The organism is Mycobacterium sp. FW102-FHT13B02 (genome assembly GCF_058790275.1).
This window is the reverse complement of sequence record NZ_JBYTCM010000005.1, coordinates 142,875-155,713: the sequence shown is the minus strand read 5'-3', so window position 1 is coordinate 155,713 and position 12,839 is coordinate 142,875. Positions and strand designations below refer to the sequence as shown.

General features: G+C 66.6%; 13 protein-coding genes. 6 read left to right on the top strand and 7 right to left on the bottom strand.

Going from position 1 to position 12,839, the window contains the following annotated elements:
• Positions 1 to 4: 4 nt before the first annotated feature.
• Entirely contained in the window at positions 5 to 448 is a 444-nt protein-coding gene (locus AC3WTE_RS10980) for a nuclear transport factor 2 family protein (protein WP_492437499.1), read from the bottom strand.
• Positions 438 to 2,237: an N-acyl-D-amino-acid deacylase family protein gene (locus tag AC3WTE_RS10975; RefSeq protein WP_492437498.1), complete on the bottom strand. Its 1,800-nt coding sequence runs from the start codon at positions 2,235 to 2,237 to the stop codon at positions 438 to 440. The genes AC3WTE_RS10980 and AC3WTE_RS10975 overlap by 11 nt, the downstream gene beginning before the upstream one ends.
• 123 nt (positions 2,238 to 2,360) lie before the next feature.
• Between AC3WTE_RS10975 and AC3WTE_RS10970 the strand changes: the two genes are divergently transcribed.
• Entirely contained in the window at positions 2,361 to 3,269 is a 909-nt protein-coding gene (locus tag AC3WTE_RS10970; protein WP_492437497.1) for a dienelactone hydrolase family protein, read from the top strand.
• Positions 3,266 to 3,649: a cupredoxin domain-containing protein gene (locus AC3WTE_RS10965; protein ID WP_492437496.1), complete on the top strand. Its 384-nt coding sequence runs from the start codon at positions 3,266 to 3,268 to the stop codon at positions 3,647 to 3,649. Before AC3WTE_RS10970 ends, AC3WTE_RS10965 begins: the two co-directional genes overlap by 4 nt.
• 4 nt (positions 3,650 to 3,653) lie before the next feature.
• Here the strand turns inward: AC3WTE_RS10965 and AC3WTE_RS10960 are convergent, their stop codons facing one another.
• Entirely contained in the window at positions 3,654 to 4,937 is a 1,284-nt protein-coding gene (locus AC3WTE_RS10960) for a cytochrome P450 (protein ID WP_492437495.1), read from the bottom strand.
• 80 nt (positions 4,938 to 5,017) lie between these two features.
• Between AC3WTE_RS10960 and AC3WTE_RS10955 the strand changes: the two genes are divergently transcribed.
• The gene (locus AC3WTE_RS10955) at positions 5,018 to 6,958 is read left to right on the top strand and encodes a flavin-containing monooxygenase (protein WP_492437494.1); all 1,941 of its coding nucleotides are present in this window, start codon (positions 5,018 to 5,020) and stop codon (positions 6,956 to 6,958) included.
• Positions 6,959 to 6,971: 13 nt separating this feature from the next.
• Here AC3WTE_RS10955 and AC3WTE_RS10950 read toward each other — a convergent pair whose 3' ends face one another.
• The gene (locus tag AC3WTE_RS10950) at positions 6,972 to 7,385 is read right to left on the bottom strand and encodes a DUF6188 family protein (protein WP_492437493.1); all 414 of its coding nucleotides are present in this window, start codon (positions 7,383 to 7,385) and stop codon (positions 6,972 to 6,974) included.
• 54 nt (positions 7,386 to 7,439) lie between these two features.
• The gene (locus AC3WTE_RS10945) at positions 7,440 to 7,646 is read right to left on the bottom strand and encodes a hypothetical protein (protein WP_459365355.1); all 207 of its coding nucleotides are present in this window, start codon (positions 7,644 to 7,646) and stop codon (positions 7,440 to 7,442) included.
• 382 nt (positions 7,647 to 8,028) lie between these two features.
• Here AC3WTE_RS10945 and AC3WTE_RS10940 point away from each other — a divergent pair, with 382 nt between their 5' ends.
• Both AC3WTE_RS10940 and AC3WTE_RS10935 read left to right on the top strand, forming a co-directional pair.
• Positions 8,029 to 9,336 carry a DUF7159 family protein gene (locus AC3WTE_RS10940; RefSeq protein ID WP_492437492.1) on the top strand — a complete coding sequence of 436 codons (1,308 nt, stop codon included), beginning with the start codon at positions 8,029 to 8,031 and terminating at the stop codon, positions 9,334 to 9,336.
• Positions 9,337 to 9,439: 103 nt separating this feature from the next.
• Positions 9,440 to 10,204 carry a L,D-transpeptidase gene (locus tag AC3WTE_RS10935; protein ID WP_492437491.1) on the top strand — a complete coding sequence of 255 codons (765 nt, stop codon included), beginning with the start codon at positions 9,440 to 9,442 and terminating at the stop codon, positions 10,202 to 10,204.
• Here the strand turns inward: AC3WTE_RS10935 and AC3WTE_RS10930 are convergent.
• The gene (locus tag AC3WTE_RS10930) at positions 10,194 to 10,931 is read right to left on the bottom strand and encodes a helix-turn-helix domain-containing protein (protein WP_492437716.1); all 738 of its coding nucleotides are present in this window, start codon (positions 10,929 to 10,931) and stop codon (positions 10,194 to 10,196) included. The two genes, AC3WTE_RS10935 and AC3WTE_RS10930, sit on opposite strands and share 11 nt — an antisense overlap.
• Positions 10,932 to 11,051: 120 nt before the next feature.
• Here AC3WTE_RS10930 and AC3WTE_RS10925 point away from each other — a divergent pair, with 120 nt between their 5' ends.
• A complete protein-coding gene (locus tag AC3WTE_RS10925; protein ID WP_492437490.1) occupies positions 11,052 to 11,438 on the top strand; it encodes a hypothetical protein in 387 nt (128 codons plus the stop codon).
• Here the strand turns inward: AC3WTE_RS10925 and AC3WTE_RS10920 are convergent.
• Positions 11,410 to 12,669, bottom strand: coding sequence for a cytochrome P450 (locus AC3WTE_RS10920; protein WP_492437489.1), 1,260 nt, complete (start codon positions 12,667 to 12,669; stop codon positions 11,410 to 11,412). The genes AC3WTE_RS10925 and AC3WTE_RS10920 overlap by 29 nt on opposite strands.
• Between the last annotated feature and the right edge of the window lie 170 nt (positions 12,670 to 12,839).

Genomic DNA, 12,839 nt, shown 5'->3' with positions numbered 1-12,839 from the left:
GAAGTCAGACCAGGTCCGTCGCGTCGAAAATCCACGACATGTCGGCGGTCGCGAAGTTCTCCAGCCAGGACGGCGGTGCGAAGTTGGACAGCGCGCCCATGTCCCAGTAGTCCTTCCACAGCGTCACCTTGCCGTTCTCCACGCGATGCACCGTGACGAACTTGAGGACCGCGGATTCCCCGGTCTCCCAATGCCATTCCTCGTGATGCTCGTACATGGCGTCGGCGCCGTTGGACAGCAGCAGACCGTCGAAGTTCTCATATGACGCCAGCGGTGCCAGCCCGATCTTGAGGCGCTTGACGATGTCCTCGGGTCCACGCGCGGCGGCGGTCGGGCCGACCGGCATGTCCAGGTAGATGCAGTCGTCGGACACAAAGTCCTTCAACCGTTCCCAGTCCCGCGCTGATAGCGCGTGCCACAATCCGTGGATCGTATCCTCAACCGACACTGGCGAATTCACCTTCCTTGGCGACGGGCAGGGCTGGGCTCTGGCGGGCGAACCGCAGGAAGCGGCCGGTGCGGGTGGTGCCGACCAGCTCGGTCGGCACGCCGTCTCGGATCACCTGCCGGCCGCTGATGAATAGCGCGGCGACGGCGGCGTCGTTGCGGTTGACCATGCGGGACAGTCCGCCGTACTGCTCGACGGGAGCCTCGGCGTAGGCGTCCAGTGAGTCGTCCAGGCGCTCGGGGTCGATGATCACCAGGTCGGCACGGTCTCCGACGCGCAGATGTCCGGCGTCCAGGCGGTACCAATCGGCGAGTTCGCCGGTCAGTCGATGAACGGCCTGCTCGACAGTCAGGAAGGGAGCTCCGGCGCGTTCGGCATCGCGCACGTGCCGTAGCAGGCGCAGACCCATGTTGTAGAACGCCATATTCCGCAAGTGTGCGCCGGCATCGGAAAAGCCGAGCTGGATGCCGGGATCGCGGGCCAGCTTCTTGAGCACCTCGGGGCGGTGGTTGGAAATCGTGGTGCGCCAACGAAGGTCGCGGCCGTACTCGAGTACCAGATCCAGAAAAGCGTCCACCGGGTGCAGGCCGCGCTCGACGCCGACCGCGCCGAAGGTCTTGCCGGCCAGGGATTGGTCGGGGCAGCCGACGATCTCGGCGTCGAAGAAGTCACGGTGCCACACCCGGACGCCGAACTTGTTCTCGTAGTCCTTGCGGAACCGGCGGCGGTAGTCGTCGTCTCGCATCAACGCGTTGCGCTCGACCTCGTCACGCAGGTGCAGCGCCGCTGCGCCGGAACCGAATTCCTCGAACACCACGAGGTCGATGCCGTCGGCGTAGACCTCGAACGGCACCGGCAGGTGCTGCCACCGGAAGTTCCCGCCGAGCTTGTTCACCAGCCGGGCCACTGGGCCCATGATGGTGATGGCGTAGGGGTTGGCCTTGATGTCGGCCGCCGACAGCAGGCTCGTCTTGAGGTTTTCCCGGAACAGGCCGAGCGACTGGGCCAACTGGGACACCAGGTTCAGCGGATTCTGTAGGTCGGGGCCGGACTGCAGGATGCGGCCCGAGCGCCGCAGCTGCGTCTTGAGCCGGCGCAGTTCGCGTGCCTTGGCATAGGTCGACGGCAACGTGCGGGACCGGCAGGTGTCGCCGTCGATCTTGTCGAAAAGTAGCTGCTGCGAGGACATTCCGACGAAGCCGGCCTGCAGCGCGGCCGCCAGCATCTGCTCCATCTCGGCCTGTTCGCCGCGGGTGGGGCGGACGTCCTTGCGGGTGGCGCGGTCCAGACCCATGACGGCGGTGCGCATGTCGGAATGGCCGATGAACGCGGCCACGTTCGGCCCCAGCGGGCGAGCCTCGAGCGCGGTGACGTAACCCTCTGCGGTGTCCCAGGTCTTGTTCTCGTCGACGGCGGCGATGACGTGATCGCGCGGGATGGCCTCCACGCGGCCGAACAGGTCACCGGCGTCTTCAGCGCCGACGTGCACGGTCGAGAGGGAACACGAACCCAGCATCACGGTGGTTACGCCGTGCCGCAGCGACTCGGTCAGTCCGGGACCGGCGAGGACCTCGACGTCGTAGTGCGTGTGGATGTCCAGCAGGCCGGGAATCACCCACTTGCCGGTGGCGTCGACGACGTTCGGGCATCCGGTGTCGGCCAGATCCACCCCGATCGCCACCACGTGTCCGTCGCGAATTCCGATGTCCCGGATGGCCGCAGGCGTACCGGCTCCGTCGAACCAGCGTCCATTGCGGATGATGGTGTCGAACGTCGATGCAGAGGTCACCTAACTATAGAAGCCTGCCGCTCAGTCCCGTGTCAATGAAAAAGTGAACACTTTCTTGAAGATGTCTACTCGTCCTGGGGAAACCTGGGACGTCGCTCAGGATCAGGGCGGATACTGACTCGGGTGACCCCCTTGCAGCGGTACATCGCCGAGGAAATCGCCACCGACCATGTCGACGGGTTGCTATCCCGCCGGGAGGCCATGCGCAGACTCGCCCTCTTGGGCGTGGGCACCGCGGCCGCGACCGCACTGATCGCCGCGTGCGGCGAGAGTCGAGGTCCGACCGCGGCCCCGACGTCGACGACGGCGAGCAAGCCGTCGATCGAGCCCGGGCCGCCGCCCGGCCTGGAGAACGCCGTGCAGCCCGCGCCGATCACCTGGGCCGACGGCAAGCTGCAGGGATCGTGGGCCGCGGCCGCCCAGCCCCGCGGTGCGGTACTGGTGATCCACGAGAACAAGGGCCTGAACGACTGGGTCCGCTCGGTCGTCGGGCGCTTCGGCGGCACGGGGTACTCGGCACTGGGCATCGATCTCCTGTCGGCGCAGGGCGGGACCGCGGCGTTCAAGGATCCCGCGGAAGCGACTGCGGCACTGGGCAAGATCCCTGCGGACCAGTTCGTCGCCGACCTGCGTTCGGGGCTCGACGAACTGCAGCGACGGTCCCCCGGCGTCAAGCTCGCGGTGATCGGGTTCTGCTTCGGCGGCGGGCTCACCTGGCAGCTCCTGGCCGCCGGCGAGCCGAGGCTGGCGGCGGCGCTGCCGTTCTATGGGCCGCTGCCGGACCCGCATGATTTCGCCGGCTCGAAACAGGCTGCGGTGCTGGCCTTTTACGGCGCCAAGGACGAGCGGGTGACGTCCAGTAAAGACGCCGCGGCGGCTGCGCTGGAGCAGGCCGGCATGGCGCATCAGATCATCGTGGAGCCCGACGCTGATCACGCGTTCTTCAATGACACCGGTCCGCGGTACAACGCCGCGGCCGCCGCGGATGCGTGGCAGCAGACGCAGTCCTGGCTGGAAAGGTACTTGGCATGACGACGACGCGGATCGCAGTGGTGCTCGTGGCGATGTCGCTGGCGACCGGAGCGGGCGCGGGGTGTTCGAGCCCGGCACCGGCGCCGAACAGCACCCCGTCGGCGAATGCGGTACCGGTGACCGGCCCTGTGCAGGGCCCGGCGATCACCATCACCGCGCTGAATTTCGGTGATCCGCTGACCGTGCCGCCCGGCGCGAAGATCACCGTGGTGAACAGCGACGACGTCGCACACACCGTGACGTCGAAGGTCAAGGGACAGTTCGACGTCAAGGTCGGCGGCAACGCCCAGGCGACGTTCACCGCGCCGACGACGCCGGGACGCTACCCGTACTACTGCGTGTATCACCCTGGGATGGTCGGGGTGCTGATCGTCCAGTAGCCGGTCAGCGCGGCGGCGTCCAGCTCACCGGCAAGCGCTTGATGCCGTGGATGAACTGCGACCAGAGCCGGTCGGGCTCGTCGGTGGCCGTCAGGTCTGGCACGCGGCGGTGGATTTCCTCGAACGCCACCGCGATCTCGCGGCGGGCCAGGTTCGCACCGAGGCAGAAGTGTGCGCCACCGCCACCGAAACCCAAGTGCGGATTGGGGTTGCGGTGCACGTCGAACAGCCAGGGCCGGTCGAATTTCGCCTCGTCCCGGTTGGCCGAGCCGTACCACAACGTAACTTTCTGCCCGGCTTGCATTTTCACGCCGCTCAGCTCGAAATCCTGTGTCAGGGTGCGGCGCATGTAGATCACGGGGGAGGCCCAGCGGATGATCTCCTCGACGGCGGTGGGTGCCACCGCGTCGTAGTCGGCCCACCACCGCTCGCGCTGCTCGGGGAACCGGCTGAGTGTCAGCACCCCGTGGCTGATCGCATTGCGCGTGGTCTCGTTACCCGCGACCACCAGCAGGATGAAGAACGACGCCACCTCGCTCGACGTGAGTCGCTCGCCGTCGACCTCGGCCTGCACCAGGGCCGTGGTCAGATCGTCGTGGGGGTGGACGCGCCGATCGTCGGCCAGCGCGGTGGCGTAAGCGCCGATGTCCATGGCGCAGCGGAAGAACTCCTCGTAATCGGTGGTCAGGTCGGGGTCACCGAAGCCGAGAATGATGTTGGTCCAGTGGAAAATCCGTTCGTGGTCCCGCTCCGGAATACCCATCATGTCGCAGATGATCTGCAGCGGCAGGGGTCCCGCCAGGTCAGCCACGATGTCACCGTGACCGTCGGGGTGGCGCTCGATCATCGACTCGACCAGGCTGCGCGCCCGGTTGCGCACCGACGCTTCGGTCCGCGCCACCACTTTCGGGGTGAACGCGCTGCGCACGATGTTGCGTAGCCGGGTGTGCCGCGGGTCGTCCAGCACGATCATCGACCCGAAGTACTCGGCGAGTTCGGGGGCTTGCTCAGGGATCGTGATGCCTCCCGCGGAGCTGAAGATGTGCGGGTGGCGGCTGGCGAAGAACACGTCGTCGTAGCGGGTCAACGCCCAGTGGCCCGGACCCGGTTCGAACCCTTCCTGAGCCAGTTCGGCGTGAAATGAGATGGGTGCTTCGCGCCGCAACGTGGCGAACGCAGCGTCCCGGAACGCGTCGCGCCGGCCCCAGAACTTGATCGAACTGAGGTCGATGTCGGACAGCGCGAGGTCAGCCGGCGCAGCGCCGTTGTCGAGTAACGCTATGGCCATCTTCGGAGCGTAAGGCCCGGCCGGCAGTGGCGCGGCAGAATCAGCTGCGAAGAATCCGCTGAACATGATAGGCCGTTGGGGTGCGTAACCCACATGCAGGACAACCATTTACGACCTCCGATGAGGAAATCGCCCGGGCTTTACTGGACGTCAGCATCCCCACGCTGATGCTGTCGCTGGTGCACATGTCGGGTGATCCGGAGCTCATCCGCGGTGCGCTGCGCCCGGCCGGGCTTTTCCTCAACGAGGTTCAGGGCTACATGTCCGAAGACGACAAGGCGGCGGTACGCACGCTGGCTCTCACGGTGATCGCGGACTACCGCGACCGGGGCTGCCCCGAGCCGCAGCCCGTCGGCGCCGAGCTGCTCAAGGAGATGATGGAGTGGCTGGTCTGTGAACCGGTGCCCGACGAGTACGTCCCGATGGTGCTGGAGGAGATGGAGCTCGACGGGTTGGACATCCGAGCTGTCCGGGCGACTGACGCTGCCGGCCGTGACGCCGAATCGACCGCGAACTTCCCGGTGCTCGTCATCGGCTGCGGCGAATCGGGACTGCTCGCCGGGATTCGGCTGAAAGAGGCCGGGATTCCGTTCACCATCGTCGAACGCGCTGCCGGTGTCGGCGGTACCTGGTGGCACAACAGTTATCCGGGCGCCCGGGTCGACGTGGGAAACCACTTCTACTGCTACAGCTTTGAACCGAGCGATCACTGGACGCAGTTCTTTGCCGAACAACCCGAACTGCAGGCGTATTTCGAACGAATCCTGGACAAATACGAAATCCGCCCGTACGTCCGGTTCGAAACCGAGGTCACCGGCGCCACCTGGGATGAGGCGACCGCGACGTGGCAGGTGGCCGTCCGTGGGCCGGATGGGTCGGCAGAAACCGTGTCGGCCCGTGCGGTCATCAGCGCCGTCGGGCAACTCAACCGTCCTTATCTGCCGCCCATCCCGGGGCGCGACGACTTCAACGGGCCGTCCTTCCATTCGGCCGAGTGGGACCACGACGTCGACGTCACCGGAAAGCGCGTCGCGATGGTCGGCGCGGGCGCCAGCGGCTTCCAAATTGCGCCGTCCATTGCCGATAAAGTGGCTTCGCTCAACATCTTTCAGCGCACCGCGCAATGGATGTTCCCCAACCCCAACTACCACGAAAAAGTCGGCGACGGCGTGAAGTGGGCGCTCAAGCACCTGCCGTTCTACGGCCGCTGGTACCGCTTCCTGCTGTTCTGGCCCGGCTGTGACAAAGGCCTGGCCGCGGCCCGCGTCGATCCTGACTATCCCGACCAAGGGCGCGCGGTGAGCGAGATCAACGACGTCACGCGAATCATGTTCACCGAGTGGATCAAAGGCCAGATCGGTGATAATCCGGACCTGCTCGCCAAGGTCATCCCGGACTACCCGGCGACCGGCAAACGGACGTTGCAGGACAACGGCAGCTGGCTTCAGACGCTCACGCAGGACCATGTCGAACTCATCCGGACGCCTATCGCACGCATCGAACGCGACGCGGTCGTCACGGCCGACGAGCAGCGACACCCGGCAGATGTGATCGTGTATGCCACCGGATTTCACGCCGGAAAGGTGCTGTGGCCCATGGCCGTCGTCGGCCGCGACGGTCGGGTGCTGGCCGAGCAGTGGGGTGAACGCCCGACCGCCTACCTCGGCATCACCGTGCCGGGATTCCCGAACTTCTTCTGTATGTACGGACCGGGCACCAATCTCGCGAGCGGCGGCAGCCTGATCTTCCATTCGGAGTGCCAGATGCGGTACATCTCAGAGTGTCTGGACCTGCTGCTGTCCGGACACGGTCGGTGGATGGAACCGCGGCCGGAACGCCTCGACGACTGGGTGCAGCGCAGCCAGGCGGAGATGCGCAGCATGGTCTGGTCCCAGCCGTCCATCCGGCACTCGTTCTACAAGAACGCCGACGGCGACGTCTACACGCTCAGCCCGTGGCGTCTGGTCGACTACTGGACCTGGACGCGCAACGCGGACCCGGAGGACTACACCTTCGGGTGAGGGGCGGACGCGCTCAATTCACGGACTGGTCGTCAGTCAGGTCATGCCGGACCACGCGCACATGCCCGCGGGGCAGGCACGCGGCGTAGCCATGGTGCTTGCCGTAGAGCTCCCACGAGGTGTGCTCCTGGTCGGTGGGCACGTCGATCCGGTGTCCGTCCGCGAACGCCAGATGCAGGCTGCCGTTGTCATCCCACTCGGCGTGCGTGCATTTCTGGCCGGCGAAATCGAACAAGGGCCGTTCCTGGTTGCGCACGTCCGCCGGATTGATCGTGACCACTTCCTGCGGGTCGGTCTCGGTGGCAGGCAGAGTCAGGGCCAGGGGTGCCGAGATGACGAGCTCGTTGTAGTCCTCGAGGTTCAGCACCAGTCCGTCGCGGAATCCGATCCGCTGCACTGCGCATCCTTTTATCCACTGTTCGGTCATAACCCACTGTGTTCCGACCTCGCCTGGCGCGCAACATCGCGGGACAGCTGAGCGCTACCGGTTGACGAGGGGAAAGGCCAGTGCGCAGCCGGATTCGATGGAGTGTGTCCACGCGTCCTGCTCGGCGGAGGCCCGCAGGTGCCGGGGGCGCGCGGTCCACCCGCAGGTGCACGTCGCATAGGAGCAGCCGAGGCCGCGGACATGTACGCCCACCTCGTCATGGGAGATCGCCGTGGGCGGGGTGAGTGGCGGTGCCGTCATGATGCTGACCTCCAGGCCGTTCTTGTCGACAATTCTCGCGCCGCCCCATCACAGGATCGCGCAGCGACAGGTCACAACTAGGCCACTGGATACCTCACCCTGCCTGCCGTCGAACTTCCGGTGCGCCCCCCGGGCACGCCGGCCGGCCGTGAACAAGGTGGCAAATACTGATAACGGTTTGAACACAGGGCAGTTGGAAGCTGGCAAATATCCCCAGGTCGGTGGCCTGCGGAGGGATGCACTGTGGTCCAGGTAACGGGTAAAGTCACCGGTCAAAGGGTGGCTTGTCTCACCGCGATTCCGCGGTGGTTTCCGCGTGCCGAAGCACGCGTCATCGCCGGTCGTGCGGCGCCGCCATGCGGTTTTTGAAGGGGTTGTTTGCGTGGATGCGGTGCTCGGTTTGGCCATGACTCCGTCGTCCATGGGGCTGGTCCTGGTAGAGGGCAATGACGTCGACGGATTCACCATGGACCACGACGCCGTCGAGATCATGAACTCGGCAGATGCCACCGCCGCCGTGTTGCGCAGTGAGGCTCTGGCGGCGACGCGCGGCCTGCGGCTCAAGTCGATCGGGCTGACATGGAGCGACGACGCCGACGCCGAGGCCTCGATGCTGATGCGGTCGCTGTCGGAATCCGGGTTCGACAACGTGGTGCCGGTGCGGTTCCCGGAGGCCAACGAGGCGGTGGCCCGCGGCATCGCCGACGCACTGGGCTGTGGGACCACCGCGGTGTGCACCATCGAGCCCGAATTTGCGATCACCATGATCGTGCATGCGGCCAGCGGGGCGGTCCACACCGCCGTGAATCACTCCGTCGGCTCCCGGTCGGGGCTGACCAGCTGGCTCAGCGCCGTTTTCACCCGCGCGGACTGGCAGCCGGAGGCACTGGTGGTCATCGGCTCCGCGGGGAACTTCGAGGCCATTCTGCCGGGGCTGCAGGACGCACTTTCGGTACCGGTCTTCACACCGGAAGAAGCGGATTTGGCGCTGGCCCGCGGTGCGGCGCTGGTGTCCGTGCGGACGGGCGATTCCGACCTGTCCGAGCCGTACTACTTCGGCGACGTCCCCCGCCCCGACGAATGGCGTGGTGAGGATTATGGCTGGGACCCGACCTTCGACGCGTTCGAGGCCGCCGACGCGTTCGAGCGCAGAGCGATGATGCCGGTCGGCCGGCATCGGTCGACGGGATCATCCCGCTGGCAGCAGGTGTCGACTTCGCCCGCGCTGCCCCTCACCATGCTGGCCGTCGGATCGACGGCTTTCGTGGCGTCCGTGTCGATGGCGGTCACGCTGCAGTTCCTGCCCGGGCACGGCGCCGCGTCGACGTCCGTCACCAAGAGCCCGCGGCCCGCGGCTGCCGAGGAGGCGGTGGCCCCGGCAGAGCCTGCGGCGGTCCACGTGGCGCCTGCTGCCGAGCCATCGGCGGCGGTGTCGGCACCGGTCGAGGCGCCACTGCCTGACGCGCCTGTCGTCGAGCCGCAGGCCGCCCCGGTTGCCGAACCGGACCCAGCGGCGCACCCCGAGGGCCTGCCGGCGGCCGACGCGCCGCCCGCGGCGACCGACATCCCTCCGGCCGAGGTCCCGCCGAATTCGGTCGTCGTCGCGGTGCCCGCCGACGCTCCTGCACCGGCCGCTCCGGCGCCCGCTGATGCTGCCCCGCCGGCAGACCCCGCCGCGCCGCCTCAGTAAAGGGCGGGGTGAGGCCGCAACTGGCCGGCTACCGGCGTGCGGCTAACGAAAGTAGCGCCGGCGCCGAACTACGATATGTAGTGAACGTATCTCGGACCTGAGGATGGACCCCTTGCCCAAAACTGTGCGTTATGCGCTGGCCGTTGCCGCATCTGCGGTGATGATGCTGAGCGGCTCCGTGGGTGCTGCCGTCGCGGCGCTGCCCGAGTCTCTTCCGGTCGCCATGATCACGCCTGGCAGCGCAGTCGCGGTCGGTGTGGGTATGCCTGTCACGGTGACCTTCAGCCAGCCGGTGGCAGACCGGGGGCGCGCCGAGCGCACCATCGAGTTCTCCTCGGCGAAGATGACGAAGGCGCCCGCCGGGAAGTTCGCGTGGTTGGCGGACAACAAGGTGCAGTTCACGCCGAGCACATACTGGCCCGCACATTCGTCCATCACGGTGTCGGTCGGCGGTTTCAATCAGGATTTCCGGACCGGCTCGGCCACGCTCGGAGTCGCGAGCATCAGCGGGCACACCTTCACGGTGAGCATCGACGGCCAGGTCGTCAAGACCATGCCGGCGTCCATGGGCAAGCCCAAGCACCCGACACCGGTGGGGTCGTTCACCGCGATGGCCAAGGAGAATCCCGTGGTGATGGACTCGCGGACCATCGGCATCCCGCTCAACGACCCCGAAGGCTACAAGCTGACGGTCTACTACGCGGTGCGGGTCACCTCAGGCGGGGTCTACGTGCACGCGGCGCCGTGGTCCGTTGCGCAGCAAGGCAATTCGAACGTCAGCCACGGCTGCATCAACCTCAGCACCGATAACGCATCGTGGTACTACAACCAGGTGAACGTCGGCGACCCGATCGTCGTCAACGCCTGAGTGCCTGTGCCGTCGACTCGTCGGCGGGCAGGAACGCTTCGAAGCTCAGCTCCGCGGCGGTCAGGTCCAGCGCTGTGCCGAAGGTGGTGACGGTGCTCAGGAAGGTCAGCACCTGGCCGTCGGGACCGTCGATCTCCAGCGGCACCGCGACGCCGCCGAGATCGGACGATTCGACGTCTCCGCCGGGATAGGCCTCGATCTCTGTCAGCAGGTCGTGGAGCTCGGCCGACGCACTGGCGGCCACTTCGCGGCGCAGCCGGCCGATCACGTGGTGGCGCCACTGTCCGAGATTGCGTATTCGCGGCGCCAGCCCGTCCGGGTGTAGCGAAATGCGAAGGGCGTTCGGCGAATCCAGCAATGCCGGCGTCACGCCCTCGAGCAGCACGACAATGCCGGCATTGCCCGCGACGATGTTCCACAGGTGGTCGACGGCCAGGCACGGGAAGGGCTCGTACGCGGCAAGGACGCGGTCGATCCCGGTGCGCACGGCGCTCATCTCCGGATCGTCGAGTGAGCGTTCGGCGTACACCGGCGCGTGCCCGGCGGCCAGCAGCAGCCGGTTCTGTTCTCGCGCAGGGACATCGAGCACGCTGCCGAGCTTGAGTACCATGGCCCGGCTCGGCGTCGAGCGGCCGGTTTCGATGAAGCTGAGATGGCGGGCCGACACGTCGGCCTCGATCGCCAGGTCGAGCTGGCTGATGCGCCGCCGCTGACGCCACTGCCGCATCAGTGTTCCGAAGGGCTGTGGCGAGTGTGGCGGGGCGGCGCTGGCGACGGTCACGCCTCAAGTGTTGCGGCTGGCCGGCTCGGTGGCGACTACCTGTTAGGTAATTGTGGCGTTTACCTGATGGGGACAGCATCGAATCGTCCGGCAACCCCACAGGAGACGATCGAGATGCGCACTCATCCAGCCGAACCGTCGACGCAGGTGCCGCCCGTCTGGCTACGGGCGGTCATGGCGGCCGACCGGACCGGATCCGCCTGGTACGTCGGTACCGGATTCTTCTTCGCGCCGGTGTTGATGCTGGTGTCGCCCTGGCCGGCGCTCACCGCGGTGCTGTGGGTGGTCATCGCCGTCACCGGGTTGTGGCTCGGCCTCCTCGGCGTGGCGATGGCGACTGGTTTGGCGATGGTGTTGCGCTCGGGCCACGAGTTGCCCGACGACTATTGGCAGTCGCTGCTCGACTACCCAGATCGGCCCAAGATCACTGCGCGGCAGCTGGTCTCGCGTTAGCGCCGGTGTAGTCGACCTGCCAGTGCTTGATGCCGTTCAGCCAGCCGGACCGCAGGCGTTCCGGCTCGCCGAGTGGCCGCAGATCAGGCATCTGGTCGGCGATCGCGTTGAACATCAGATCGATGGTCATGCGCGCCAGGTTCGCCCCGATGCAGTAGTGGGCGCCGGTGCCGCCGAAGCCGACGTGCGGGTTGGGGTCGCGCATGATGTTGAACGTGTACGGGTCGTCGAACACCTCTTCGTCGAAGTTGGCCGACCGGTAGAACATCACCACCCGTTGGCCCTTCTTGATCGGCACGCCGCCGAGTTCGGTGTCCTCGGTTGCCGTGCGCTGGAATGCGGTGACCGGCGTTGCCCAGCGGACGATCTCGTCGGCGGCTGTCGCCGGACGTTCGCGTTTGAACAGTTCCCATTGGTCCGGGTGCTCGGCGAACGCCATCATGCCCTGGGTGATGGTGTTGCGGGTGGTCTCGTTGCCCGCCACCGCCAGCAGGATGACGAAGAAGCCGAACTCGTCGTCGGAGAGTTTGTGGCCCTCGACGTCGGCCTGGACCAGTCGGGTGACGAGGTCGTCGCGCGGGTTGGCGCCCCGGTCGGCGGCCATCGCCATGCCGTACATGATCAGTTCGACCGATGCGGTGATGGCGTCGTTGCCGGCGAATTCGGGGTCCATGTCTCCGACCATCTGATTGGACCAGTCGAACAGCTTCTTGCGGTCTTCCTGGGGAACGCCCATCAGACCGGCGATCGCTTGCAACGGCAACTCGCAGGACACCTGCTCGACGAAGTCGCCGTAGCCCCTGGTGGCCGCCTCTTGCGCGATCTGTTGTGCGCGCTTGCCCAGCTCGTCGCGGAGCAGCTCGATGGCACGCGGGGTGAACATGCGCGAGATGATCTTGCGCAGGTGCGTGTGGTGCGGTGCGTCCATGTTCAGCAGTACGAACTTGCCGCGTTCGATCTGCTCGGTGACCGTGCCGTCCTGGTAGCGGGGGATGGCGGTCTTGGTCTGGCTGGAGAACACGTCGCTGCGGCGGGATACCTCCTTGACATCCCTGTGCCGCGTCACCACCCAGTAGCCGCCGTCGTCGAAACCGCCCTTGCCCTTGGGCTGTTCGTTCCACCAGATCGGCGCGACATGGCGCAATTCGGCCAGCTCTGCCACGGGCAGTCGCTGGGCGTAGATGTCGGGGTCGGTGAAGTCGAATCCGGGTGGGATGTTCGGTGCCGACATGTGGCGCTCCTCACTCTGCAACGTGTTTCAATTTAGTACCGCGTGGCAGTCGGGGCCGCAAGGTTATGCCGATATTTCGGCTCAGATTCTGGGTGAACGCCGATGGCCGCCCATTCGCATCGGACTATTCGTCGTAGCCGGGCCGCTGCAGGAGTGCTCCGGGCGGCCGA

Excerpts from the sequence above, each read along its gene's own strand:
- AC3WTE_RS10965 (WP_492437496.1), top strand. The coding sequence starts at position 3,266 with ATGACGACGACGCGGATCGCAGTGGTGCTCGTGGCGATGTCGCTGGCG.
- AC3WTE_RS10960 (WP_492437495.1), bottom strand. The coding sequence starts at position 4,937 with ATGGCCATAGCGTTACTCGACAACGGCGCTGCGCCGGCTGACCTCGCG.
- AC3WTE_RS10950 (WP_492437493.1), bottom strand. The coding sequence starts at position 7,385 with ATGACCGAACAGTGGATAAAAGGATGCGCAGTGCAGCGGATCGGATTC.
- AC3WTE_RS10945 (WP_459365355.1), bottom strand. The coding sequence starts at position 7,646 with ATGACGGCACCGCCACTCACCCCGCCCACGGCGATCTCCCATGACGAG.
- AC3WTE_RS10935 (WP_492437491.1), top strand. The coding sequence starts at position 9,440 with ATGGACCCCTTGCCCAAAACTGTGCGTTATGCGCTGGCCGTTGCCGCA.
- AC3WTE_RS10930 (WP_492437716.1), bottom strand. The coding sequence starts at position 10,931 with ATGCGGCAGTGGCGTCAGCGGCGGCGCATCAGCCAGCTCGACCTGGCG.
- AC3WTE_RS10925 (WP_492437490.1), top strand. The coding sequence starts at position 11,052 with ATGGGGACAGCATCGAATCGTCCGGCAACCCCACAGGAGACGATCGAG.
- AC3WTE_RS10920 (WP_492437489.1), bottom strand. The coding sequence starts at position 12,669 with ATGTCGGCACCGAACATCCCACCCGGATTCGACTTCACCGACCCCGAC.